This window comes from Exiguobacterium sp. MH3 (genome assembly GCF_000496635.1).
In the GTDB taxonomy this organism is placed as follows: Bacteria; Bacillota; Bacilli; order Exiguobacteriales; family Exiguobacteriaceae; genus Exiguobacterium_A; species Exiguobacterium_A indicum.
Genome location: NC_022794.1, coordinates 807,208 through 831,965, shown reverse-complemented (window position 1 = coordinate 831,965; position 24,758 = coordinate 807,208). Strand labels below are relative to the sequence as shown.

Here is a 24,758-nt window from a genome sequence, read left to right as displayed (position 1 = left end):
TTTTAGAAGCGGAAATAGATGAAGGGGTTAAACGTACTTGCAACAAGTGCTGATGTCGCCAAAAATAGTAGCAACATCGCATACCCATACTGCATCGTCGTACCAATTCTTCCGAGTGACACGACTAATCGCTCTCCGATGATTTTCGGAATCGGTGTCGCTGCGATACACGCGACAAGCAATAGAACACCATTTTGGACAAGCTGGTAGCTCGCGCGTTCATCCCAGATTACATCTGGTACGAACATCGCTTGAATGTAAGTAACGGCTTCTGGGAACGTCTCGGAACGGAAGAATACCCAACCGACCAACACGAGTACGAGTGTCCAAACGGTCGAGAAGACTGGCATTTTCTCCAACCATTTCCCGAGAAATGCTTTCTCGAGCATGATCCAGATTCCGTAATACGCTCCCCACGCGACAAACGTCCAACTCGCACCATGCCAAAGACCTGTCAGCATCCAGACAATTGCTAAGTTGCGATACTGTAACCATGGTGAGACACGATTTCCACCAAGCGGGATGTAGACATAATCCCGGAACCACGATCCAAGCGAAATATGCCAACGACGCCAAAATTCAGAAACTGACTTTGAAATGTAGGGATAGTTAAAATTCTCAAGAAAATGAAATCCGAACATCAAAGCTAGTCCAATCGCCATATCACTGTATCCCGAAAAATCGAAATAGATTTGTAAGGCGTAGGCGATGATGCCGATCCAAGCAAGCCCCATCGAAAGATCTTTCATATTGAAGATGGCATCCGCGACCTGACCACATCCATTGGCAAGAATCAGTTTTTTAGCTAAGCCGATCGTAAACCGACGAACCCCTCGGGCAAAATCGGAAACCGTCTCTTCTCGTGACTCGATTTGGCTCGCAATCGTGTTATAGCGAACGATCGGACCCGCGACGAGTTGGGGAAAGAACGCGATATAAAGGGCGAGGTCAAGCGGATTCTTTTGCACCGCTTCCTTCCCTTTGTAGATGTCGATGACATAACTCATCGCATGAAACGTATAGAACGAGATCCCGAGTGGCAAGACGACTTCTGGTACGAACCATCCTAATCCGAATGTCTCGTTGACTGAACGAACAAAAAATCCGCTGTACTTGAACCAGCCGAGTAACCCCAGATTGACTACGATCATGCTGAACATGATCCATTTGACGCCAATTCGGTGTCGATACAGATCGACGAACAAGGCGAAGAAGTAGTTGATTGTGACGCTCAGTAGCATCAGCAATGCAAAACGCGGTTCTCCGAATGCATAAAAGAATAGACTCGTCACTAATAACCAGCCATTTCGGAAGCTGCGTGGGAGTAGGTAATAGACGATCAACACAGTCGGTAAGAACAGAAATAAGAATATCGTCGAACTAAATAGCATACGTCGCTTCCTCCCCTGCCGTGACATGTTGCACAATCTGAATGTCCCGGAGATGGACCCGGAAGCTCCCCTCTTGCAAGAACTTCCATGCCACCTTGAAATACTTGGCTCCTGGTACTCGTTTCATCTGTACATGAACGACTGTCGCATTCGTCAATGTGACGGTTTCCGTTTCCGATCCCATCCGTTTTTTCTGTCCATATTGCATCTTGAATAACTGAACGACACATGGTGCATCGACTTCGAAATGACAGGTCACCTCGATGAGATCTCCTGTAATCGTGGCGTCTGACCGGTATAACTTTGAAGGCGGATGTTGAAATCCTTGATCAAACAACTGAATGTACAATTTGTCGTCTGTCGTCGCTTCTTGAAAATCAAAATAGACACCATCTGTAGCATCCTCAAGCAAGATTTTTTCCTGCGTTCCGAATGGAAAGAATTGATAAATCGCTGGAGGAATACGTTGACTCATACAGGTACCTCACTCATGATGGCATCGACGATTCGCTCCGCCGCTTGTCCATCGCCATAAGGATTCGCCGCTTGTGCCATCGATTGATAGAACACCTGATCCGTCAACAATTGATGACTCATCGTATAAATCATCTCTGGATTCGTCCCGACGAGCTTCAACGTTCCAGCTTCGACCCCTTCTGGACGCTCTGTCGTCTCCCGTAAGACAAGGACAGGCACACCGAGCGAAGGTGCTTCCTCTTGAATCCCACCTGAGTCGGTCAGAATGAAGGATGCCCTAGCCGCAAGATTATGGAAGTCAAAGACATCAAGCGGTTCGATCAATTGAATCCGCGGATGATGCTCCAAGCGAGCTGCCGCTTCTAGTACGACCGGATTCGGATGAACCGGATAGACGATTTCGATTTCTGGATGATCATTTGCTAACCGTTCGATCGCCTCAAAAATCGTTGCCAGTTGTAAATGATTCTCACGGCGATGAACCGTCAAAAGAACGAGTTTTCGTCCCGACTTCTCTAGGCGCGATAGGACAGGATGCGTATATGTCGGTGATACAGTCGTCTTCAACGCATCGATGACCGTATTACCGGTTACGATGATTGGTGTCTGCTTGTTCTCAGCACGTAAATTCATTGCAGCCTGTTCAGTCGGTGCAAAATGATAATCCGCCAACACACCTGTCAATTGACGATTCATCTCTTCTGGGAACGGCGCATACTTTTCATATGTCCGTAGTCCTGCTTCCACATGACCGACTGGAATCTGTTGATAGAACGCCGCTAAAGAAGCAGCGAACGTCGTCGTCGTATCCCCATGGACAAGGACGAGATCCGGCTGTTCCTTTTCGAGGACGCGACGCATCGCGTTTAAAATACGCGCCGTCATTTCCTCTAACGTCTGACGCGGACGCATCAAATCCAAGTCATGGTCCGGAGTGATTTCGAATAGTTCAAGGACCTGATCGAGCATCTCTCGGTGTTGTGCTGTAACGACGACGATTGGTTCGACGTCCTGACGATTTTCAAGTGCTTTGACGACCGGCGCCATTTTGATCGCCTCTGGTCGTGTTCCGAATACAAGCATGACACGTTTCATTTACTTCATCCCCTATCTCATTTCATGACGATTGTTCAATCGTCTCGCCCATCATTTGCTGATCCACGGAACCGATCCGTTCCGTTCGTTTCTTAGCTACGTAATGGGAGGCTTGCTTTTTTGATAACTGTTTGTACCAATATAGATATTTATTGTATTCAGCCAACGTTTCGTTCGTCGGACCAAATAGACGTACTTCCCCGTATTCCAACCAAAGGATTTTTGTACAGAAACTCTTTACCTGGCTGAGCGAATGACTGACGAAAAAAATCGTTTTCCCTTGATCGCGGAATTCACGCATCTTATCGAGGCACTTTTCGGTAAACGTTTGGTCTCCGACTGAGAGTGCTTCGTCGATGATCAAGATATCTGGATTAATATGAATCGAGATCGCAAAACCAATCCGAGCTCGCATGCCGCTCGAATATGTCTTGACCGGCTGATCGATAAACTCCCCGATATCAGCGAACTCTAGAATTTCTGGAGTAATCGTCTCGATTTGTCGTTTCGTCAAGCCCATCATTAGCCCTTTTAATTCAATGTTATCTCGCCCTGTCAGTTGACTATTCAATCCACTAGAGATGGCAATCAATGCTGACTTTCCACCCAATGTGACCCGACCGTACGTCGGTGGTGTCACGTTAGCAAGCAGATGCGATAGTGTCGATTTCCCACTTCCGTTGATGCCAACGACACCGACGATTTCTCCCTCTTCCACAGAAAAGGAGACGTTCTTCAGAGCATAGAACGATTTTCCATTCACCTTACCGAACAACACTTCCTTTAGCTTGTCGATCGGTCGGGCATAGAGCATGTACCGTTTCGATACATTCTCAAACACGACATGACCCATCGTTCTCCCTCCTATACGTAATCGATGAAATAGCGTCGGAATCGAATGTGAATCGATGCTCCAACAAGTAAGATTGCGAGCGTCATACACCAGAAATACACGCCGTACCACATATGATCGAGCAGATAACCCGTTCCGATGAGTGCGGACCGATATCCCTCAATCAAATAAACGAGTGGGTTTAACATCAACAACATCTTAAATAACGAGTGATCTGGCGGAATCCACATGATTGGTGTTAAATACATCAGCATGCGAATCGCAGATGTCACCATGTTTTGCACATCTCGAATCATCGTCGCAAGTGCGGATAACAATAAGGAAACCGCATAGAGGAATACGACGCCCGCCGGTACGATATATAGGAGTTCAAACGTATGCCATCCCGGGAAGTAACCGAAGGCACATCCTAAAATGATCGTCAAAGCAATCATCGCGAGATGACGGTAGAATTGTGCCAAAATGACATACGCCGGAATCGTACTCAATGGAAAATGCATCTTCGAGACGAGGGCGACCCGACCATAAATCGACCGGGAACCACTTGGAATCGTACTGCCGATGAAGAACCAAGCAATCAATCCGCTGACGAGCCAAAAAACGAACGGAATTCCATCGACTGGATGCCCACCACGAATCCCGAAGCCGAATACGACCCAGTAGACACCGATTTGGAGTAGTGGCGTCATGATCTCCCAAAACCAACCCAGGTATTGCATGCTATATTGACTCTTTGTTTCATAAAGCGAGAGCCGAAAGATCAGATATAGATGATCCTTCAACTCTCCCCCAATCGTTCGTAACGCGTTCATATCGCTTTCGCATCCACTTCCGTCACGCGGTGCGTATGCAAATTACCGAAGTTCAGGACTTTGACAGCGTCGAGCTCATTGACGATCCCTTTCGTATCAAAGAGTAACGGTGTCCGCATGTAGTTTGCGAGACGACGTGAATCGAATTGTTTGAATTCATCGTGGTCGACTAAGACAAGCGCTAGGTCGGCGCCTTGAATCGCCTCCAGCTCATCGACGAGTTCGAAACGTGTCGAAATCGAGCGTTCGACGTGCGGATCACAGACAGCGACGTCAAGTCCACGGTCGAGTAATTGTTCAATGACTTCGACAGCTGGACTCTCGCGCATGTCGTCGACGTTTCCTTTATACGTGACACCAAAGACGGCGATTTTTGGACGGACACGCGAACCGACGAGACGAGCTGCTTGTTCGGCAACGAATTGCGGCATCTGAACGTTCGTTTGTCGTGCCGTATGAATGATGCGAGCAAGCGATGGGGCTTTTGCGACGATGAAGTACGGATCCACTGCGAGACAGTGACCACCCACTCCCGGTCCCGGATGATGCAAGTTCACCCGTGGGTGCATGTTCGCCATCTCAATCACATCTAAGACGTTGATCTCTAGCTGATGACATACTTGCGTCAATTCATTTGCGAGAGCAATGTTGACATCGCGGAACGTATTCTCCATCAACTTCGACATTTCGGCTGTCTTCGCATCTGTCCGGACGATTTCACCTTGAACGAATGTTTCGTAGACGGCAGCACCTGCCTCCGCACACGCTGGCGTCAATCCACCAACGATTCGGTTATTATGGATAAGTTCATGTAAGATTTGTCCTGGCAAGACACGCTCGGGACAATGGACGACATAAATGTCCTCACCGATCGTAAATCCAGCTGCTTCGATTAAGGGACGGACATGATCATCCATCGTTCGTGGCGCAATCGTCGATTCGACGATGACGACGTTCCCTTTTTCAAGGAAGGGTAGCATGTTGTTAACCGCTGAAATGACATATTTCAAATCACACGATTTATACGTATCGTTTAAGTTAGGAGTTGGAACGGCGATTAAAAAGACATCTGCTCGTTCTGGCGTAAGTGTCGCTCGGAATTTTCCGTTCGCGACGACTCGTTTGATGACATCCTCGAGTCCTGGTTCTTCAATATGAATCGTTCCCGTGTTCAGAAGATTGACGATTTGTGGATCGATGTCGACACCTACGACTTCCGTGCCATGATCCGCGAACATCGCAGAAGAAGGTAATCCAATATATCCTAGTCCGATTGTGCAAAGTTTCATTTTGTCATTCCTCCATCGAGTTAGTCATACTAGCCAACGAACGGTCTGTGGCTTGGCTGTAACTAGACCATAACGACATTTCCTTTGCTTTCCAATGCTTCTAACCATCTCTTAAACCATTCTTCACAGACCTTACATTTCCAGTGTTTTCTATCGTTTTTGTAAATCTTATGAAGCTTTCGCGAATCCTTCGTGTCTATTCGAATGAAACAAAACGACTCGTCAGGAATCCTCCTTCATTGCACGTGGATTTCCCTTCGAGTCGTTGTCTATTTTTCTTATTTTGCGCTAGATTCCATGAAAATCGAGTCATAGACAGCAAGAAGGCGACCTTTTTCTTGCTCCCAGTTGTATTGTCTCCTTGCTACGCTTGCTCGCTCCTGCATCGCCCGTCGCAAGCTCTCATCCTTCACTAGACGATTGACCGCTGCAGCAATACTCTGCGGGGATTCGACATCGACGATTAATCCAACTCCTTCTGTCTCGACGACACGACGGATTTCTGGTAAGTCGGCCGCGATGACAGGAATCAACGCCGCCATGTATTCGAATAGTTTATTCGAAGAAGCGGAATAATGATTGAAGCAAACGTTCTGGAGGACTTGAAAGCCGACCGTCGCCGCTGCCGTGTAACTGGGTAGTTCAGCAAGTGGAACCTTATCAATGAAGCGGATACGAGACTTTTCCGATGATTGCGTAGCCAGTTGCATGAGTTTCCCTTTTAACTTTCCATCTCCAACGAAAATAAGTGTTCCTCGATCGATGAACGGCATCGCTTCAATGAGTCGCTCCAGTCCACGTCCTTCCTGGATCCCGCCCTGATACAACAAAATCGGCTCGTCTGGTACGAGTGCTAACTCTTCGCGTAACGGTCGCGGTTGCGGAACAATCGGTTCGTAAAACGGATAATTGTGCAAGACGGATGGTCGGGTTCCATATAATTTTTGATGATAATCTGCACGCGTGTCATTTTCAACGATCGTCTGGTCGACGAATCGAAGCAGCCAGCGTTCTAATTTCCCTTGCATGCTTCCGTATCCTGTCCGATCGGTTTGGACTTCATGCGAGTCATAGACGATTTGGGCACCACGCGCCGCCCCAATCGCTTGTGGTAACGTATTGACATCGTTCGCATGCATGACGTCATAATCATGCTTCCGGGCAGTACGTGTCATACGAAGAATGCCGAAACTGTTATATAGGGCGTAACGGATGAATCGACTTCGCATGAGTAAAAAGAGCACGAGCATCACGGGAATAAGCCATGGCGCAAGAAGCGCACCCATCACGCCGATCACAAGGGTCCGTTTTTTCCGTTTGCGAAAGAACGGGAGCCACCTCGCAAAAGGTGGCGTCCGGTCGATTCGAATGACGCGAAACCCTGACATCGGGTATTCGACTTCTGGAAGTGTTCCGTCATTTAAGCAGTATAGGTCCACGCGGTGTCCTGCTTCGACAAGTGCCGTACATTCACGTAAGACACGGGCATCATTCGTAAACGGATTCCAAACAAACATTCCAATGCGCTTCATTCTGCGACCGCCTTTCGTGACTGCGTTTGTTCGATGGCTTCAAACAAGCGCTGTTCATTTTGTTCCCAATCGAAATGGCGTTGGACGTAATCCACACCCGCCCGTCCCATCGCTGCACGTTTCTCTGGATTTCGTGATAACTCGAGAATATGATCAACGATCTCCTCTTTTTTCCGCTGGACAGACACATAACCGGCTCCTGCTTCTTCAATGACATGCGCCGCATGACCGGATACCGCACCGACGATGGCACAGCCCATCGCCATGTAGTCGATGATTTTGCCTGGTGTCACTGTATCGAACGCTGTACTCTCGACGAGTGTCGCAAAGGCGATGTCACTCTTCGCGAGTTGTTTCAACGCATCCCAGCGTGGCATCGCGTCAAGAAACTCGATATTCGTCAATCCACGTTCCTTGACGAGTCGTTCGAACGTTTGCTTGTGATAGCCGTAACCGACGACTTGAAAGCAGATATCCTGTTCTTGTTGAAGTTCCTGTGCGACGTCAAGCAACAAGAACACATCTTGTGCGAGTCCGATATTCCCTGTATACACGACGCGCACTTGTTCCGATACTTTTCGGCGTTTGATCAACCACTCATTTTCCTCGATGGAGTTCGGGATGTAATGAATTTTTTCCGGTGCAATGCCCCGCCCTTCAATATACGATCGAAACCCCTCACTGTTGATGACCAATTGATCGGCCTGACGATACATCCACTTTTCAAGCCAGTAGAGCGGAGTCAATAAGAGACGCGATTTCGTGATTCCGACGCCAATCAACGATTCCGGCCATAAGTCACGTACATCGAGAATCAATGGAGCCTTTTTGACATGTTTCGCGACGACCCCGACGAGTCCCATGAAGATGGATGGCGTCGTCGCATAGATGTAGGCATAGGATTTTGGATCATGCCGCACCTCTTTAATCGCGAGCACGAATTGTTCGACGAATAAACGAAGACGTCGCCATAAATTATTCGTTGCCCGGACGTCACGCGGCTGAATACGGGTCACATGAGCCGTATCGAGGCTCGGTTCATCCCAGAACATCGAGTCCGTATAGAGTTCTGCCGTTGGATAGAGCGGTTCTGACGTTAGCACATGGACATCATTTCCCGCTTGTTCCATCCGCTTGAAGATATTCTTCATTCGGTTTGCCGCACTACCGATTTCTGGATAGAAATTTTGACAAATCATCAAGACGTTCATCGACGACTCCGGTGTTGTTTGAGTTGACGTCGGAACTTCCAGTAACGGACGACGACTTTTCCGAGTTTTGAGCGCGCGAGTGAGCGGTATTTTGATTTCCATGATGCATTCGCCTCCAACAATTCCAGATTTGTCACCAGTGATCCTTCGAATCGATCAAGCAGTGCGGCATATTGTTCTTCAAGCATCTTGTATTGTTCATGCTGTTCCTGCAGTTGCTGTTCTTGACGTAGCGATTCTGCTCGAATATGCTCCAATTCTTCCGTTTGTTCTCCTAACCGTTGCACTTTCCGTTCTAGATTCTGTTGCTTGCGTTTTAAATCAAGGATCGTTGCCAGATGCAATCGTTCCACCTCTTCAAAGGCATCCTCGAGCCATTCGACTTCCGCTGGTAAAATTGCTCGACCCTCTCGAGGTTCCGGATAGACTTGGATCGTGACCCCGAGCCACTTATCAATCCGCTCGATCGTCTCGATTTTACCGAAGGGTGTCAACTGCTCAAGCAATTGATTTAAATAGTATGTCCGTTTATGATCCGCATAATCGTTTACTCCGAATGGGACTGTGATGACGAGTCGTCCTTCTGGTGCGATGAACGAGACGGCACGGGCGATAAAGCGCTCTGGCTCTCCGATATGTTCCAGTACTTCCGTCATCAAGACTGTATCGAATTGAATGTCAGGTGTGTATGTCATGACATTTGCTTCATGTAATTCCACCTTTTCTTTAACGGATGTTGGTTCCTCCAGTAAGGCTTGTTTGGCCTCGATGATTGCTTCCGGTAGTACATCGATTCCGACGACGTGTTTCCCTTCCCGTCCAAGTAAAATCGGAACGACTCCACCCGAACACCCGATATCTAAAATGTGCTCCCCTTTTGCTTGTCGAACGATCCAGTGAACACGTGCGCGAACTTTTTTACCGAATCCACCACCTAACTGATCGTAGTAGGCAGCTCGGATTTGATCCTTGGGGCGTGCTGTTTTCATCGATGCCGTCATTTCTGCACCTCCTCGAGTAATAAGTGTTGAAGTCGATCCGTCTCCTGTCGATCCGCAAGTTCTATGAACTGACGGATCAATGGGTTCGTCAACGTGATGGGTTCATAGAATCCGATGATTGTTCGCAACAATGCGACACTCGGTGCAAAATCCTTATCACTGCAGTAGCGTAATTTGACAAGATACCAATGCTCAAAGAAATGCTCGAATCGAGTTTCCTTGTATTCCTCTAGCACTCCATAACGAGCGAATTTCTCAGCACGTGCCCGCTCTCGGACGACACTTCGTTCGAAGAACTTTACCGTCAATGCATTCACGGTTGACCCCGCAACGGCTGCGTAGTAATAGTGGATAACTCGATTGACGAGTAAGACACGGTTCGCGCGAAGCATCAATTCTTGGAAGAACAAGGAGTCCTGACCAACCGCACCGATGACCTGTTCCAATTGATGTTCAAGCAAGAAGGTGCGACGGACGACGAGTGCTTGAATGCTTTGTACCGCAAACCGATGTTTCAATAGAAAAGCTTTCGGATCCTCACAAACCGTTCGTCCTTGTTTACGAATCGTCGGTAAGGCGATGATACTTGTCTTCTCGGCAAGCTTTTTCATATGCCCTGCCACAAAATCAAGTGATGGATCTTTTTCTAGTTCTTGAAGCAAAAAGGCATATCGATCACTGAGCACCTCGTTATCCGGATCAAGGAACGTCACGTAGTCAGCTCGTGCCATCTCGACTCCTTTGTTACGCGGACGTGAAGCACTACCGCTTCCACCTGTCTCAAAGAAATAGGTTCTGACATTTTCATGACGTCGTGCGAGACGCTCTACGGCTTGACGTGTCGCTCTGTCCGTCGATCCATCATCTACGAGTAAAATCTCTGACTCCATGAATCGATCCATCCGCGTGAGACTGGCGAAACATTTATACGTGAGGTGTTTTCCATTGTTATAGATTGGAACAACGACCGACAGTTGCGGAGTCTGATTCGTCGGAACTACCGTCTGCTCGTTCCACTCCAATTGATCAAGCAACAGTGTTTTTCCGTTCAGTTCATCTGCCTGGAACATGTCATATCCGATAGCTGACCGCCAAACAATCGCACCGTTTCGGCTACCGCTCATCTCTTGTACATGATACGGATACTCACTTCCTTTGCGAACGATGCTGGCATCACTGTATTTAAAACCATTCACAAGATCCTCTAGATAATACTCACCATAGGATTCCTGTCCATCCATCCAAGCAACGAGATCTGCTTGATTGTAAAGTTGCTCCGTTAATGCATCCACAGAAACGATTGCATCGGGTGTGAGACTTTGGCGATCGATTACGTTACGGATGTCTTCTCCGTCCTGAGCGACGACGACTAGTAAACGATGTTTTTGTGTCTCAGGTATGCGCCCGATGAACGCTAGAATCTGATCCATCCGCTCGAAGACCGTATGCCCCGTCATGACGGCACGAAGTCCTTCTGCTCGTAACCGTTCGATTTCTTCTTGCGACGTGCGCTCCACGATTGCCGTCGCCTCTTGTGCGTCATGCACGGTAAAAATATTCGGAAATTCATTATTGACGGCGATACTGTAATTCGACAGAATCAAATTCCCGAGTGCTTGTGATTCATAAACGCGACGGGCACACATCGTTTTGCTGTATTTGATGCTGTTCAAGTTCAAAACCCAGTCATAACATTTACTGACTTGTTGTAAGGCATCATAAGGAATCGCTGGTGCGACCCGTGATTGATAGCGCTCCGGAAACTGATAAGCTGGTAAGTCGAGATGATAATTTCGGTCCACGATATCGAGTTCGTGCGAGGATTGCATCACCCCATCAAATAACATTTCCGTATCTTTCACACGTTCCGGATATTTCGCCATCCAGCTACCGGCAAATAAGACGCCCTTCTTTCGGCTACGTGTCGCCCCGATTGGATTATGAATCAGTGGATTGACACCAAACGGCATCGCCATGATCCGATCGTGTCCACATAAGACACGGTATTCAGGAATCATCGCCTCATCTGAAGTCAGAACGTAATCCGCAGCTTGCGCCACGTCTTGAAAACGTTCATGATTGCTCGGATCTTCTGTCGATTGAAAAACGACTGGAATGCCTTTATCTCTCACTTCTTGCATCATCGCAAGTAATCGGTTTCGCTTCTTGGAATTCGGTGTGGCGACACCTTTCCAATCATCATTTTGGAGTCCTTTCCAAGACGAAATAACTAAAAATAGATCAATTGGGCGTTTGAAGACATCCTCAAACGTATCAGAATTAACGTAATGAAGATGAGCCGCATCTTCATAGTAGGCATACATGAATTCCGAACAGACGATGGCTATTTCGATTGATCGTTTTTCATAATAACGCGTCGTCGTCCGGATCGGTATATGTGAGACATCCAATTGATCTAGTAGTGACGCTTGGCTATTTTGTCGGTAACGTGTCGTCGTGTTATTAGAAGTTCGAACCGTCGGCAGTCGCAAGACGTCTAACTGACGGAGTTTTTCGAGTGCATCTTTACTTGCGGTCGTCGCGCTCGTCAGCCGTTTTTTCTCTTCGCGGACCCAGTTCAGTTGTTGCATGATTTGTCGTTTCCATTTTTGATCACTCACACGTAAACACCCTTCCTCTTTTCAACTCTTTCTTAGTCTACGGAAGCAGTTCAAAGGCTACTTGAAGGACTTGCAAGGTTTTTGTAAAGACTTCATGAAGCTTTTTTGGATTTTCCTTACATTCCAGTTCAGTCAACCTGTATTTCCTAGGAAATCGACCGCTTTCACTTTCTTGTCCGTGGAAGTCATTCACATGTTTTCAAAAACGAATCCTATGCACCCTGATTGTTTTGGATTTAAAAAACGGGGAAACATTACTACGTATTGATAAAAGGAGATGACTGGACATGTTAAACGAAAAAAATCATGATTTACCAGATGAAAAGGCAGACGTTGGTCTTCACCCGGATCCTGATCCAGCTGAGACATCCGATCCCGGAATCAAGCCTGCGGAAACACAACATCCGGATCCTGATCCTGAAGAGCTCGAGCGCGATCGAAAAGATTCATGAATCTTACGCCATTGAAAAAGAGGTTGCGGAAATGATTCCGCAACCTCTTTTGGCATATTTACTTCACTTTTACTAATAGTTTCCCCGTGTTCGACCCATCGAACAAGCCAAGGAAAGCATCTGGTACACGATCGAATCCTTCAAAGATCGTTTCTTCGTATTGTAACTTTCCTTCACTAACCCATTGACCGAGTTGCTCAGCCGCCTCCTTGAATCGTTTGCCATAATCGCCCACTAAGAAACCTTGCATGCGCGCACGCGCGATGATTAATTTCGATTGAACACGTGGACCGATGTCCTGTTGTGCGTTATATCCAGAAATGGCACCGCAGACTGGTACCCGCGCGAATGGATTGAGTCGATCAAGAACTGCATCACCGATTTCCCCACCGACGTTTTCAAAATAGACATCGATGCCGTCTGGACATGTCCGGTCTAACGCTTCCCGGATGTCTTCCGTTTTATAATTGATGACTTCATCAAAACCAAGATCTGCTTTCAAGTGTTGTAGCTTTTCGTCACTTCCTGCGATTCCGACGACACGTGCGCCTTTGATTTTAGCGATTTGACCAACGATCGATCCAACAGCCCCTGCTGCTGCCGATACGACGACCGTTTCCCCTGGTTGTGGATTCCCGATATCAAGCAATCCGAAATACGCTGTCATCCCTGTCATTCCGAGAACACCAAGTGCTGTTGAAATCGGTGCGATTTGCTCATCGATTTTACGAACGGTTTTCGCATCGACGACTACTTTTGTTGCCCAATCGAGCATCCCGACAACGACATCACCTGACTTGAGCCCTTCACTTTTAGACTCGATGACACGTGCTACGACACCTCCGTGAATCGGTTCATCAATCTCAAATGGTTGCGAATAAGAACGCGCATCGTTCATACGACCCCGCATATATGGATCGACCGAGATATAGAGTGACTCCAGTGCGACTTGTCCTTCCTTCAGCTCTGTTAACTCAAATGATTCATAGCGGAATGTTTCCCCTGTTGGTTTTCCGTTTGGTCGTGCTGCTAATACGATACGTTGTTCTGACATGATTCATGACCTCCTCATTCAATGTACTTCTTCACTGTAACAATTCCGTTTCTGAAAGACGAATCCTTTGCTTGTTTGGAATTTTCTAACTTTTTCTTGACGTCCTTCTGTTCTTACCGTAAGATAAAACACAATTCATAACTTTTATACTGTTATGCACAAAAGCATTACATAAGGAGAGGATTTGTATGGATTCATCTATTTTGCGTCAGCCACGTCAATTCGCTGTTCATGTTTTAAACGGACTCAGTATCGGAATTCTTGTTGCCCTCATTCCGGGAGCACTACTCGGTGAACTCGCTAAGGCGTTGTTGCCATACGTATCCGGAGCCCAGCATGTTTTAGATGCCACTACACTCGCGATGCGCCTTTTGCCGATGGTGATTGGTGTTGCCGTAGCCATGCAATTTAAAGTGACACCGATTGCGACCACGTCGATTGGACTCGCGACGGTCGTTGGCTCAGGCGTTGCAACTCGTGCAGATGCGACCTTCGTTTTCGTCGGCACGGGCGACGTCATCAATGCCGGACTGACGGCAGCTGTTGCGACGGCAATCGTCTTATTGATCGGTGAACGTTTCAAGACGTATACGGTGCTTGTCATGCCAACGATTTTGATTGTCGGTGCCGGTGGGATTGGTGTTTTGACGTATCCGTTCGTGACACGGATCACGACAGCGATCGGACATGTCATCTCAGACTTTACGGCACTTCAACCCGTCTTAATGGGTATTCTGATTGCGATTACTTTTTCCGTACTGATCGTCTCTCCGCTTTCAACGGTCGGTATTGCGACCGCCATCAGTCTATCGGGTGTTGCCGCCGGAGCTGCAAATCTAGGCGTCTGTTCCGCTGGATTCGGTCTTGCGATTGCCGGGTGGCAAGCCAATTCGCGCGGAACGTCGATTGCTCATTTTCTTGGTTCTCCTAAAATCCAGATGGCGAACTTCATCCGTAATCCCTTGATGATTCTTCCTGTCATGTGTAGTGCTGCTATCCTTGGCGCACTAGCAGGAATGCTCGGCGTCCAAGGTACACCGTTTAGTGCCGGCTTCGGAATGTCTGGATTAATCGGTCCGATCAATGCGTTACATCTGATGTCAGGAGGCTGGACATTGTTCAACATGACATTTGTTCTGGGATTATTCATCTTCTTGCCGGTCATCCTTTGTCTAGTGTTCCACCTGCTCTTCCGGAGATTCCGTCCATGGATGAGTGCAGAACCATACCGACTGGATTTCGAGTAAGTTCATCGTTATCGTTCTCTCATCACAAAAAAAGCCAAGCCGACCGTCTAAAAAATCGACGGATCGAGCTTGGCTTTTTGGTGCATTTATTTGATCACTGTCAGTAAGTCAAGCGGTGACTCGATGACATGGTCTGCCGAATCCAACTCGGATTGTGTCCCAAAACCGTACTGGCATAAAACGACCGGCATCTTTTCCTTACGAGCCGCTTCCACATCGGAAGACCGATCTCCGATCATCCAGTAGGACTCTTCCCCAAACTCCTCACGGTGCGCTCGTAAAATATCCGCCTTTTCTTTCCCGTTGACGGATTCTAAGCATTTCGGACTCGTGAAAAACGAACGAATGTCTTGACTATCCAGCACAAGGTTAAGATAGTGGTTGCCACAATTACTCGCTGTTGAAATGGTATGTCCTGCAGACACTAGCGCTTCTAATAAGGATCGAATTCCATCAAACAAGACATTCTGTTCTGCCATCGTCGCTTCTAGATGACCATGTCTTTTTTTACGAATCAACCGAATATCCTCTTCTGAGGCTTCCGGAATCGCCTTACGCCAAAAGGCACTTCCTGCTAAACCATAACTTGCTTGTACACTAGCTTTAGAAGGTTTTGGAAGATGCGGCATGTCCTCCATCGCCCGATGGATTGCTTCTGTCATCTGTTCCGTTGAATCGATCAATGTACCGTCAATATCGAATAAGATAATTGCCATGTTCCCACTCCTTTTAGATTTCTTTTTTTGCTTTTCTCTTTTTTTGAATCAAGTAGCCAACCGTAATCAACACACCTAAACCAATCCAAACTATTGGATGATTGAGATGGTGCAATTTTCGCCATTCATGCCCGACGGCTTTCCCGCCCCAAATGAAGATCGCCGACCAAAGGAAAAAGGAAATCGTCGTCACGACGGTAAACGTCCAGCGTGAAACACCAGTCAGACCGGCACCAATCGCAAATCCGATGCGCCACATCGGGGACAGAAGGAGAATATAGCGTCCCTTCGTCTCCATTTGTGTCTGAAACTGAAGCATTTTTGTTTCCGAAATCCGAAACCATTTGAATAAACGGTTCAATAACCGTTCACTCCCGAACTGACCAATCGTAAAGAAGAGGTTCTGACTAATGACGAAGCTCACTACAGCGAGGAACAACATGAATAGCAGATTCGCCTGTGCCGTGTGGACGAGATATCCGGCATACGCTAGCGGCACTTCGCTCGGTATGAATGGAAACATGAGCGTCATCATGATGCCAATATAACCGTATGACTCCATCCAGTGATGTCCCATCTTCGTCCCTCCTCCCCCTTTACCAACTATTTCTAGTGTATCGAACTTTCAAGAAGGCGTACAGGAAACGGCTCTTTTTACATCAGAAAGAGCGACTTCTCATAGTGAAGTCGCTCGGATCATCTATTTGATTAATACGCATCCTCACTTTGTACTGGTTGCGTACGGCGCTTTTGTTGTTCATCTTGCCAGTCACTGAAACGTGTCAATTCTTCAAAGACTGTTTTCGTGACGAAAAGGATGACCGCGATATCGTCTGCGAAACCAAATCCGAGTACGAAATCAGGTACGAGGTCAATCGGTGACACGAGGTAAATCAACGCTCCGATTACTTTTAAGATCGTCGTACGACGAATGTTGCGATATTCACCTGACTGGTACGCGCGAATCATATCGACGAATAACGTCAACGGTGAGAAGACGACGGACAAACGAGAGTTACTGTTTACCTTTGCAGTTGCTCGTTGTAACAACGAATTCGTCTTTTTCGGACGATCGATATAATCTTTTGCATCTTCGGCATATTGATTTTGTTGTTTTTCTAATTGTTGATTCGAGAATTTCATTCCTATTTTCCCCCATTCTAAAGTAACTTCAACGCTTTTCTATTTCCCTGTTCCTACGGATGATAATCCTGTCAGGTTTCAGGATATGATGGAACGGTAAAAAAGGGAGAGAAGCGTTACAGAAAGGATGATTTTTATGAATCATGTTAATCAAACCGTCATCATTACAGGAGCTGCGAATGGAATTGGTGCAGAACTCGCCCGCACCTATGCTGCGCATGGCGCAAATGTCGTTCTTGCTGATATCGATCAGATGACAGGAGACGAATTGGTCCAACAAATTGAAGAAGATGGTGGTACGGCTTACTTCTATCACCTCGATATCCAACATGAAAAAGACGTTCAACTGTTGATTGAAAAAGCGATTGAACATACTGGTCGCATCGACATTGTCATCAACAACGCTGGAATTATGATTCGAAAACCATTACTCGAATTATCGCTTGAGGAATGGGACCGAGTTCATCATACGAATCTGCGTAGCATCTTCTTGACAACTAAGGCGGCTACACCCTATTTGAAACAAAGTAAAAGTGGTGGTCGAATCATCAACCTTGCTTCGACCCGCGCCTTTATGTCGGAACCGCATACGGAATCCTATGCGTCGACGAAAGGTGGCATTTTTGCTCTGACCCATGCACTTGCTGTCTCACTTGGAGAAGACGGAATTCTCGTCAACGCGATTGCTCCTGGTTGGATTGAAACCGGTGACTATCAAGAATTATCACCTGAAGATCATAGTCAACATCCAGCTGGTCGCGTCGGAAAACCAAGTGATGTCGCTCGTGCGGCTCTCTATCTGACACACCCAGATAACGATTTCTTGACGGGCGAAACATTGGTCCTAGACGGTGGAATGACACGAAAGATGATTTATGAAGAATGATTCGTGCTGAGTGCCTTTCGGGGCACTTTTTCATTTCACAAAAACTATACTTATACCTTTTTCAAACATTAATAAACGTTCTATTTATATGATGTTACAAAAATATATCCTATGACATCATTCGGAAATCAATCAATCGTTCCTCAATTTTTCCTTCTATATCAACGATTCAAGCATGTCCTTTTACTTCTCTATCGTTATTTTCATAAATTCTTCATACTTTCTGCTAGTTTCTCTTGTATTTTTTTAAAAGAATTGTAAAGTGGATTTTTCGATTTTCTTGTTAGAGTGGGATAGGTAACACTTCACAAGGGAAAGGAATGACGCTTAGTTTATGAAACGACCTTTCGGAAAGTCACTCGGGCTATCGCTCATGACACTCACTTTACTCGCAAGTCCGCTCATGACGACAACTCCCGTCGACGCGGCAAGCTCATATAAAGAAAAGCAACAACAAAACCAGCAACAACAATCGAAGCAACGCGAGGCGTTGTCTCAAAAAAATAATCAATTATCTAAAGCACAGCAACAAGTCTACGCCCTGGATCAACAGATTAACGGGCTGACATTACAAGTCGTCGAAAATCAAAAGAAGATCGACGAAAACACGAAACAGATTGCTCGATTAGAAGATAAAATCGAAAAGTTACAAAAGAAAATCAAGAAGCAAGAAAAAATGCTCGGTGATCGCCTGGCAGTTCGTCAGTCTAAAGCCGATAATGCCCCGCTGCTTGAAGCCGTCTTCGGCGCAAAAGATGTCGGTGATATGATTAGCCGCTTCAATGCCTTCAATACGATTGCGGAAAGCGATGCTTCTTTGTTAAAAGATTACGAATCAAACAAAAAAGAACTGGCAGCTGCGAAAGAAGAATTGAAGCAGACACGCCAAGACTTGATTGAAGATCGTAATGTTTTAAAAAAGAAACAACGTGAACTGAAAGAAGAGAAACAAAAACGAACAGCCCTTTTGAAACGCTTGACGTCACAAAAGAAAAAAATAGAATCCAATATCCTCAGCCTGAAAGAGGCATCGGCCCAACTGAAGGCACAGGAAGCAGCTGAAAAAGCGGCAGCTCGTGCTGCAAAAGTAGCTGCCGCAAAAGCCGCGAAACAATCGGCAGCGCCAGCATCTGTTAGCAAGGCCAGTACGAAAGTCATCTCAAAAGCAAAAGGTAAATTCATCAAACCTGCTCAAGGCTCTGTTTCGCAAGGAATGGGTGCAGCAAGCGGAAGTAATGGTTATGCGTACCACAACGGAACAGACTTCGCTGGTCCACTCAACTCGCCAATCGTTGCGTCTGCAAGCGGAACAGTCATCTTAGCAAGTTCAGGTGGTCCTTACGGAAATCACGTCTATATCTCTCATAATATCGACGGGAAAACATATACGACCGTGTATGCTCATATGAATGCCTTAAACGTTAAACAGGGACAACAAGTCAAACAAGGACAGCAAATCGGTGTTCTCGGAAGCACCGGTAACTCAACTGGTCCACACTTGCATTTTGAAATCCACGATGGTGGATACCAGTATGATGCGAATGGACGGACGAATGAGCTCGATCCAGAAAGCTTCTTCTAATAAGTCTAATAAGTCGATTCAAGAAAAAGTGCACGCCTTCTCTTCCTGAGAAAGCGTGCACTTTTTGCTGTGTTCATTAAATTTTGAATTGATGTGTCTGACTGTCAAGCGACGTCGTCGTCGATTCGAGTTCTTGCATCAATTGATGAATCTGTTCGAACGATGCCTGTTGATCACGCATCGAAGCAGCAATTTCTTCGTTTCCGGCTGCAAGTTCTTCCATGACGCCACTGACTGTACTGACTTGACCAACGACATGACGGGCTTGTTGTTTCGAATGAACGAGTTGTTTCGTCACGTAATCGAGCGTTTCCGTCACACTTGCTACCTTTTGACGCGTCTCACCGAATGCTTCTTGAACGTGTGTGAAGTTCTCGACCTGATTCGTCTGCTCCCGCTCCGCTTGCACGAGTGCTTCTTGTAAGACAGCACCATCCTGACGAATCGAACGAACGAGTGAGAAGATTGAGCGCGTCGCCTCATTTGTCTCATCCGCTAACTTTTTAACTTCACTTGCTACGACGGCAAATCCACGACCGGCTTCCCCAGCCCGCGCCGCCTCGATGGCCGCATTAAGTGATAATAAATTCGTCTGTGCAGAAACTCCAGCGACGAGTTGCGCCATCTGTTCGATTTGTTGCGTCTGCTCTAAGAAACCTTCCAGTTTCTGACCAAGTTCGCGATTTTGTTCTGTTGATGCACGTAGTGATGCGGCCTGTTGTTCCATGATGGAACTACTTTGAACCATCACGTGATCGGCCGCCTGTCCTTCTGCATAAGCCGTTTGTGCACGTTGTTCACTCTCTTCAAAGAGCTGTTGCATATCGGACATCGTACTGACTGTCGTCTGGATATCGTCCGACACCGTTTGTGTCCCGCTCGCCATCTCATTGATCGCATGGGTCATGTTACCAGAAACTTCAACGATGTTCGCGTTCTCCGTCGTCGCTTCCGTACTCATCTGACGAATCGTATTCGACGAACGACTGATCGTTCCGATGACCTCATGCAATGTTCCTTGCATCTGCGCAACCGCTGTCTCGAGTCGACCAATCTCATCTTTTCGACCGGATACGACTAATTCCTGCGATAAGTCTCCGTCCGAAATCTGTTCTGCTGTCCGGACGACACGGCTGATTGGTCGCGTGATGCTACGTGCGAAGTACCAGTTGTATAACGCAAGACCAATCAGGAGAATGAATGTCGCAATCATGACGGTCCGCGTCAGGTTCAATGTCTCGTCTTTTGCTTCACGTTGTAAGACATCATAAAACTCTCCATTTTTCGTATGTAACGTATAGAGATCACTGAGCACACCTTCGATTCGTGCGGCATGGGAGCGAATCTCAATCGGATTCATCGCGTCCGTCAGTTCCGTCCGTTTCGCAGCAAGCGTCTTATATTTCATATCCGCCCGGTTCAACTCTTCTTGAAATGCTGGAATCAAATACGTCTTTTGTAACTGGTTCAAGGCTTGTTCGTTCTTTTTGCTAAGTGCCTGTACTTGCTCCGCCTGACTTTCAGACGGTTGGCTTGCCAGTCGGTTCCATGCTGCCTGTTCATATAAGAGCTTCGTTTCAAGCTCTGAGATCTCAACGAGCTGTTTCCCGTAATCTTCGTTATAGGACTGAATTTGACGGAGTTGGAACAAAGTCCATCCCATCAAGATGACGACACTCAAAATCGTCACTAACGTGGAGAGTAAAAATCGTTTCCGTAACGTCATTGGATCGTCACCTTACCTTCGAGCACGTCTTGTTGTAGCTGCTCTAATTTTTTTCGTTCCCCGTCCGTAAAGTTCGTGTTTCGGATTGGAGCCAACTGGATTGCCCCTTCTTTGACACCCAGGACGACTTGTCCGGACTGTAGACCTTTCGCAGCCACATCTTGTCCGATTTTCGTGATCGCAAGATCAACTTGTTTTAGCATTGACGTCATGACAGCGTCAGGTGCGATCGGGGTCTGATCGCTATCGACACCGATCGCTTTTTTCCCCTTCGTTTGCGCTGCCTCAAGGACACCGCTTCCCGTCAACCCCGCTGCTGCGTATAACACGTCTGCCTTTTTCTGCATCATTTCGTTTGCGAGCGTCCGTCCCTTTTCAGGCGCTGCAAAGTCCTCTGCGTATTCGACGAGTACTTTTGTTTTTGGATTGACGGCTTTTGCGCCAGCTATGTATCCTTTTTCGAATTTTTCGATCAGAGGTGACTTCATCCCACCGACGAAACCAATCGTATTCGTCTTCGTTTGGATACCTGCAGCCGCACCCGCTAAATAGCTTCCTTCGTCCTCTTTGAACGTAACCGAGAGTACGTTCGGTAACGTCGATACAGCATCAATCAAGGCGAATTGTTGTTTCGGATATTTTTTAGCAACGGTCTCAAGATCCGTCTGTCCCATGAATCCGAGTCCGACGATGACGGTCGGCTTCTTCTTCGCTAACGCTTCGAATGCTACTTTATAGGTCTTCGTTTCGTTCAACTCTCGGTAATCGATTGACCAACCTTCCTTCTCGCGTAACAACGCCATACCGCTCATCGCCGCATCGCTGAATGATTGATCGCCAAGACCCACATCCGACAAGACGACTGCCATTTCCTTTCGTTCCTTGACTGCCCGTTCTGGATCATCGATGACACTGCCGCACCCTGCGAGGCTAAGTGTCGATGCCAGTATGATTCCACTCCACCGTTTCATTCATTCCACATCCTTCCGACATTCTACATCTGATTATCGGAAGCGATGTCTGACTTCTTAATACAAAATTTAAATTCAGAATAATTCCATAACAAAAAAATGCCCCTCAAAAAAAGAGGGACATTTGAGATATTCTTAGTAGTCGCTATCAGAAGTACCACCTGTAACGATTGCGATTCCTGCTGATGCGCCAATGCGCGATGCACCTGCATCGATCATTGCTTTTGCACCTTCGAAGTCACGAACGCCACCAGATGCTTTAACACCGATGTCAGGACCAACTGTCTCACGCATGAGACGGATGTCTTCGACAGTTGCACCACCTGTTGAGAAACCAGTCGATGTCTTCACGAAGTTAGCACCTGCTTTAACTGAAAGTTCAGCAGCTGTTTTGATTTCTTCTTTTGTAAGAAGGCAGTTTTCGAAGATGACTTTAACGAGTGTACCGTTTGCCGCTTCGACAACCGCACGAATGTCACGTTCTACTAACTCAAGATCGCCATCTTTTAATGCGCCGATGTTGAGAACCATATCGATTTCAGTTGCACCGTTTTGGATCGCATCCTTTGTTTCGAATGCTTTTACTTCTGGTGTGTTTGCTCCAAGTGGGAAGCCGATGACTGTACATACTTTGACGTCATCATCTGATTTTAAGAGTTCTGCTGCTAACGCGACGTATGTTGGGTTAACACAGACGCTTGCGAATTTGTATTCTAATGCTTCTTTACAGAGTGTTTCGATCTGAGCACGTGATGTTTCTGGCTTCAGTGCCGTATGGTCGATCATTCCTGCTAAATTCATGTTTGTTGTCCTCCTTAAGGGTATCCCTTAGACTCTGTTTTTATTCTATCACGCAAGAGGTCAGACTTCTATCTTTTTACGCGACTTTTCGGAGCTGTTTTTTCCGAATCCAGACACCATTGAGCGTAAAGACGATTGCTGCCGTCCAAATACATGTAAACGCCACCATGTGCGTTTTAGTAAATGGTTCGTGATACAGCAACACACCGAGTCCAAGCGACAAGGTTGGTGCGACGAATTGCAGGAATCCGACCCACGTGAACGGAATCCGTTGTGCCCCGAATCCGAATAACAAAAGTGGAACAGCGGTGACAATCCCGGTCAAGATGAGTCCGGTCGTCGTACCGACAGATTCGGTCATCGAAGACGTCCCTTGTACTTGCCAATAGCCTAGGAAAATCAAAGCCAGCGGAAGCGGCGCCATCGTCTCGAGCGTCAGACTGACCGTTGATTCGAGTGGTCGCCGCTTTTTGACGACGCCGTAAAAGCCGAAGCTTAAGGCAAGTGCGATCGAAATCCATGGAAACTCGCCGTAGCCAATCGTCAAAATCAAGACACCGATCGTCGCAAGGACAATCGAGATCCACTCGATCCGTGAAAGCTTTTCCCGAAAGAATACGACACCAAAGACGATGCTGACAAGCGGATTGATGTAATAACCAAGCGACGCTTCGACAATGAATTGATGATTGACGGCCCAGATATAGATGAACCAGTTCAGACTGATGATCAGTCCGTTTAAGAAAAAGAGTCGCCGCGTGAATGGATCGCGTAACGCCGTTTTCCACTTCCCAAGTGCTTTTTGAAATGATAATAAGATGAGCAGAAATAAGAATGACCAGATAATCCGGTGTGCCAGTATCTCTTCACTCGGTACGTTGGCGAGCATCTTCCAGTAGAGCGGTAAGAGTCCCCAAATGATATACGCGACAAGTGTCGCAAAGAATCCTGGTAGATTCACGTAATCCCTTCTTTCATTATGATACCTTCTTCATTCGCATTTTTCCTGCCGATAAACCGCTGATCGTAAAGAGAGCAACAGCAATCCAAATGAACAGGAAAGCGATGAAGTGAATCGTCGTAAAGACGTCATTAAATAGATAAATTCCAAGGAGTAGCGTCAGGGTCGGGGCAATGTATTGGAGAATCCCGACGTAGACAAACGGGATTTTCGGCATTCCGTATCCGAATAACATCAATTGGACTGCTGTTGCGATCCCGAGCATGATGATCGCAACCAGCGCACTCGTCGGCATCGCAAGCGGTTGACTATCTGTCACACCAAGCGTCAAGAGAGCGAACGGGAGCGTGACCAGTGTCTCTAAAAATAATCCGGATAATGGTTCGGCTGCTGCCTTTTTCTTTAGTACACCGTAAAATGCGAACGAGACGGCAAGTGAAAAGGCGATAATCGGAAATTGACCATAACCGAGCGTTAAAATCATCACACCGATGATTGCTGATAAAATCGCAATCACTTGCGGACGCGTCAATCGTTCCTTAAAAAAGATCAAACCGAACAAGACGCTGACGAGCGGATTGATGTAATACCCGAGTGACGACTCAACGATATACCCTTCCCCGATGGCGTAAAGATAGAGCGACCAGTTCCCACCTAATACGAGCCCTGCCGCAAGCACGGTATAGCGCTGGCGTTTGTTTTGCCATAATTGACGAACGAATTGGAATTTCTTCGTCAGGCGTAGTAACAACGTCACGAAGATGAACGCACTCAATATCCGAATTGAAACGACCGTCCATGCTGGAATACCAGCAGCAAATACTTTGTAGATCGGCAACAGTCCACCAATCACGTAGGCGACAAATGTCGCACTCATACCCCGTTTATCCACGGTCATCCCCCTTATGTATGAAGAAAGCCGCCAGTGGCGACTTTC

The 24,758-nt window shown here is 46.9% G+C and carries 22 protein-coding genes and 1 pseudogene; 4 read left to right on the top strand and 19 right to left on the bottom strand.

The window, feature by feature from the left end; translation table 11 throughout:
* Window positions 1–2: 2 nt before the first annotated feature.
* From U719_RS04160 to U719_RS04115, 10 genes and pseudogenes are all read right to left on the bottom strand, one after another.
* Window positions 3–1,391, bottom strand: coding sequence for an MBOAT family protein (locus U719_RS04160; RefSeq protein ID WP_023467476.1), 1,389 nt, complete (start codon window positions 1,389–1,391; stop codon window positions 3–5).
* Window positions 1,381–1,866, bottom strand: a complete 486-nt coding sequence (locus tag U719_RS04155; RefSeq protein WP_023467474.1) for a hypothetical protein — start codon at window positions 1,864–1,866, stop codon at window positions 1,381–1,383. Before U719_RS04155 ends, U719_RS04160 begins: the two co-directional genes overlap by 11 nt.
* The gene (gene wecB, locus U719_RS04150) at window positions 1,863–2,963 is read right to left on the bottom strand and encodes a non-hydrolyzing UDP-N-acetylglucosamine 2-epimerase (protein WP_023467472.1); all 1,101 of its coding nucleotides are present in this window, start codon (window positions 2,961–2,963) and stop codon (window positions 1,863–1,865) included. Before wecB ends, U719_RS04155 begins: the two co-directional genes overlap by 4 nt.
* A gap of 112 nt (window positions 2,964–3,075) precedes the next feature.
* A pseudogene (tagH, locus tag U719_RS04145) lies at window positions 3,076–3,816 on the bottom strand (teichoic acids export ABC transporter ATP-binding subunit TagH); the annotation flags it as partial.
* 11 nt (window positions 3,817–3,827) lie between these two features.
* On the bottom strand, window positions 3,828–4,628 hold the full coding sequence (locus U719_RS04140) for an ABC transporter permease (protein ID WP_023467468.1): 801 nt from the start codon (window positions 4,626–4,628) through the stop codon (window positions 3,828–3,830).
* On the bottom strand, window positions 4,625–5,917 hold the full coding sequence (locus U719_RS04135) for a nucleotide sugar dehydrogenase (RefSeq protein WP_023467466.1): 1,293 nt from the start codon (window positions 5,915–5,917) through the stop codon (window positions 4,625–4,627). Before U719_RS04135 ends, U719_RS04140 begins: the two co-directional genes overlap by 4 nt.
* A gap of 278 nt (window positions 5,918–6,195) precedes the next feature.
* Entirely contained in the window at window positions 6,196–7,449 is a 1,254-nt protein-coding gene (locus U719_RS04130) for a glycosyltransferase family 4 protein (RefSeq protein ID WP_023467465.1), read from the bottom strand.
* On the bottom strand, window positions 7,446–8,762 hold the full coding sequence (locus tag U719_RS04125) for a glycosyltransferase family 4 protein (RefSeq protein ID WP_235147622.1): 1,317 nt from the start codon (window positions 8,760–8,762) through the stop codon (window positions 7,446–7,448). Before U719_RS04125 ends, U719_RS04130 begins: the two co-directional genes overlap by 4 nt.
* Entirely contained in the window at window positions 8,657–9,661 is a 1,005-nt protein-coding gene (locus U719_RS04120; RefSeq protein ID WP_023467461.1) for a bifunctional 2-polyprenyl-6-hydroxyphenol methylase/3-demethylubiquinol 3-O-methyltransferase UbiG, read from the bottom strand. The genes U719_RS04125 and U719_RS04120 overlap by 106 nt, the downstream gene beginning before the upstream one ends.
* On the bottom strand, window positions 9,658–12,282 hold the full coding sequence (locus U719_RS04115) for a glycosyltransferase (protein WP_023467460.1): 2,625 nt from the start codon (window positions 12,280–12,282) through the stop codon (window positions 9,658–9,660). The genes U719_RS04120 and U719_RS04115 overlap by 4 nt, the downstream gene beginning before the upstream one ends.
* 287 nt (window positions 12,283–12,569) lie before the next feature.
* Between U719_RS04115 and U719_RS16920 the strand changes: the two genes are divergently transcribed.
* Window positions 12,570–12,734 (top strand): hypothetical protein, encoded by a 165-nt coding sequence (locus U719_RS16920; protein WP_023467459.1) that lies wholly within the window; start codon window positions 12,570–12,572, stop codon window positions 12,732–12,734.
* Window positions 12,735–12,792: 58 nt separating this feature from the next.
* Here U719_RS16920 and U719_RS04110 read toward each other — a convergent pair whose 3' ends face one another.
* Window positions 12,793–13,788 carry an NADP-dependent oxidoreductase gene (locus tag U719_RS04110; protein WP_023467457.1) on the bottom strand — a complete coding sequence of 332 codons (996 nt, stop codon included), beginning with the start codon at window positions 13,786–13,788 and terminating at the stop codon, window positions 12,793–12,795.
* A 188-nt stretch (window positions 13,789–13,976) separates the two neighbouring features.
* Here U719_RS04110 and U719_RS04105 point away from each other — a divergent pair, with 188 nt between their 5' ends.
* Complete coding sequence (locus U719_RS04105; RefSeq protein ID WP_023467456.1) at window positions 13,977–15,035, top strand: PTS transporter subunit IIC; 1,059 nt, start codon at window positions 13,977–13,979, stop codon at window positions 15,033–15,035.
* 86 nt (window positions 15,036–15,121) lie between these two features.
* Here the strand turns inward: U719_RS04105 and U719_RS04100 are convergent, their stop codons facing one another.
* The 3 genes from U719_RS04100 to U719_RS04090 form a co-directional block, all read right to left on the bottom strand.
* A complete protein-coding gene (locus U719_RS04100) occupies window positions 15,122–15,751 on the bottom strand; it encodes an HAD family hydrolase (protein ID WP_023467455.1) in 630 nt (209 codons plus the stop codon).
* A gap of 13 nt (window positions 15,752–15,764) precedes the next feature.
* Complete coding sequence (locus tag U719_RS04095) at window positions 15,765–16,328, bottom strand: DedA family protein (RefSeq protein ID WP_035398399.1); 564 nt, start codon at window positions 16,326–16,328, stop codon at window positions 15,765–15,767.
* Window positions 16,329–16,459: 131 nt separating this feature from the next.
* Window positions 16,460–16,894: a YkvA family protein gene (locus U719_RS04090; RefSeq protein WP_023467454.1), complete on the bottom strand. Its 435-nt coding sequence runs from the start codon at window positions 16,892–16,894 to the stop codon at window positions 16,460–16,462.
* Between the two features lie 136 nt (window positions 16,895–17,030).
* On the opposite strand from U719_RS04090, the gene U719_RS04085 reads away from it, so the two are divergent.
* Both U719_RS04085 and U719_RS04080 read left to right on the top strand, forming a co-directional pair.
* Window positions 17,031–17,780 (top strand): SDR family NAD(P)-dependent oxidoreductase, encoded by a 750-nt coding sequence (locus U719_RS04085; RefSeq protein ID WP_023467453.1) that lies wholly within the window; start codon window positions 17,031–17,033, stop codon window positions 17,778–17,780.
* Between the two features lie 334 nt (window positions 17,781–18,114).
* The gene (locus U719_RS04080) at window positions 18,115–19,362 is read left to right on the top strand and encodes a murein hydrolase activator EnvC (protein ID WP_023467452.1); all 1,248 of its coding nucleotides are present in this window, start codon (window positions 18,115–18,117) and stop codon (window positions 19,360–19,362) included.
* A 76-nt stretch (window positions 19,363–19,438) separates the two neighbouring features.
* Here the strand turns inward: U719_RS04080 and U719_RS04075 are convergent, their stop codons facing one another.
* The 5 genes from U719_RS04075 to rarD (U719_RS04055) all read right to left on the bottom strand — a co-directional run bounded on the left by U719_RS04075 (window position 19,439) and on the right by rarD (U719_RS04055) (window position 24,719).
* Window positions 19,439–21,088, bottom strand: a complete 1,650-nt coding sequence (locus tag U719_RS04075; protein WP_023467451.1) for a methyl-accepting chemotaxis protein — start codon at window positions 21,086–21,088, stop codon at window positions 19,439–19,441.
* A complete protein-coding gene (locus U719_RS04070; protein ID WP_023467450.1) occupies window positions 21,085–22,059 on the bottom strand; it encodes a BMP family protein in 975 nt (324 codons plus the stop codon). Before U719_RS04070 ends, U719_RS04075 begins: the two co-directional genes overlap by 4 nt.
* A gap of 135 nt (window positions 22,060–22,194) precedes the next feature.
* A complete protein-coding gene (gene deoC / locus U719_RS04065; protein ID WP_023467449.1) occupies window positions 22,195–22,860 on the bottom strand; it encodes a deoxyribose-phosphate aldolase in 666 nt (221 codons plus the stop codon).
* 76 nt (window positions 22,861–22,936) lie between these two features.
* Window positions 22,937–23,821: an EamA family transporter RarD gene (gene rarD, locus U719_RS04060; RefSeq protein WP_023467448.1), complete on the bottom strand. Its 885-nt coding sequence runs from the start codon at window positions 23,819–23,821 to the stop codon at window positions 22,937–22,939.
* A gap of 16 nt (window positions 23,822–23,837) precedes the next feature.
* On the bottom strand, window positions 23,838–24,719 hold the full coding sequence (gene rarD, locus U719_RS04055) for an EamA family transporter RarD (protein WP_217448895.1): 882 nt from the start codon (window positions 24,717–24,719) through the stop codon (window positions 23,838–23,840).
* Window positions 24,720–24,758: the final 39 nt, after the last annotated feature.

Excerpts from the sequence above, each read along its gene's own strand:
- U719_RS04160 (WP_023467476.1), bottom strand. The coding sequence starts at position 1,391 with ATGCTATTTAGTTCGACGATATTCTTATTTCTGTTCTTACCGACTGTG.
- U719_RS04155 (WP_023467474.1), bottom strand. The coding sequence starts at position 1,866 with ATGAGTCAACGTATTCCTCCAGCGATTTATCAATTCTTTCCATTCGGA.
- wecB (WP_023467472.1), bottom strand. The coding sequence starts at position 2,963 with ATGAAACGTGTCATGCTTGTATTCGGAACACGACCAGAGGCGATCAAA.
- U719_RS04140 (WP_023467468.1), bottom strand. The coding sequence starts at position 4,628 with ATGAACGCGTTACGAACGATTGGGGGAGAGTTGAAGGATCATCTATAT.
- U719_RS04135 (WP_023467466.1), bottom strand. The coding sequence starts at position 5,917 with ATGAAACTTTGCACAATCGGACTAGGATATATTGGATTACCTTCTTCT.
- U719_RS04130 (WP_023467465.1), bottom strand. The coding sequence starts at position 7,449 with ATGAAGCGCATTGGAATGTTTGTTTGGAATCCGTTTACGAATGATGCC.
- U719_RS04125 (WP_235147622.1), bottom strand. The coding sequence starts at position 8,762 with ATGGAAATCAAAATACCGCTCACTCGCGCGCTCAAAACTCGGAAAAGT.
- U719_RS04120 (WP_023467461.1), bottom strand. The coding sequence starts at position 9,661 with ATGACGGCATCGATGAAAACAGCACGCCCCAAGGATCAAATCCGAGCT.
- U719_RS16920 (WP_023467459.1), top strand. The coding sequence starts at position 12,570 with ATGTTAAACGAAAAAAATCATGATTTACCAGATGAAAAGGCAGACGTT.
- U719_RS04110 (WP_023467457.1), bottom strand. The coding sequence starts at position 13,788 with ATGTCAGAACAACGTATCGTATTAGCAGCACGACCAAACGGAAAACCA.
- U719_RS04105 (WP_023467456.1), top strand. The coding sequence starts at position 13,977 with ATGGATTCATCTATTTTGCGTCAGCCACGTCAATTCGCTGTTCATGTT.
- U719_RS04100 (WP_023467455.1), bottom strand. The coding sequence starts at position 15,751 with ATGGCAATTATCTTATTCGATATTGACGGTACATTGATCGATTCAACG.
- U719_RS04095 (WP_035398399.1), bottom strand. The coding sequence starts at position 16,328 with ATGGGACATCACTGGATGGAGTCATACGGTTATATTGGCATCATGATG.
- U719_RS04090 (WP_023467454.1), bottom strand. The coding sequence starts at position 16,894 with ATGAAATTCTCGAATCAACAATTAGAAAAACAACAAAATCAATATGCC.
- U719_RS04085 (WP_023467453.1), top strand. The coding sequence starts at position 17,031 with ATGAATCATGTTAATCAAACCGTCATCATTACAGGAGCTGCGAATGGA.
- U719_RS04080 (WP_023467452.1), top strand. The coding sequence starts at position 18,115 with ATGAAACGACCTTTCGGAAAGTCACTCGGGCTATCGCTCATGACACTC.
- U719_RS04075 (WP_023467451.1), bottom strand. The coding sequence starts at position 21,088 with ATGACGTTACGGAAACGATTTTTACTCTCCACGTTAGTGACGATTTTG.
- U719_RS04070 (WP_023467450.1), bottom strand. The coding sequence starts at position 22,059 with ATGAAACGGTGGAGTGGAATCATACTGGCATCGACACTTAGCCTCGCA.
- deoC (WP_023467449.1), bottom strand. The coding sequence starts at position 22,860 with ATGAATTTAGCAGGAATGATCGACCATACGGCACTGAAGCCAGAAACA.
- rarD (WP_217448895.1), bottom strand. The coding sequence starts at position 24,719 with ATGACCGTGGATAAACGGGGTATGAGTGCGACATTTGTCGCCTACGTG.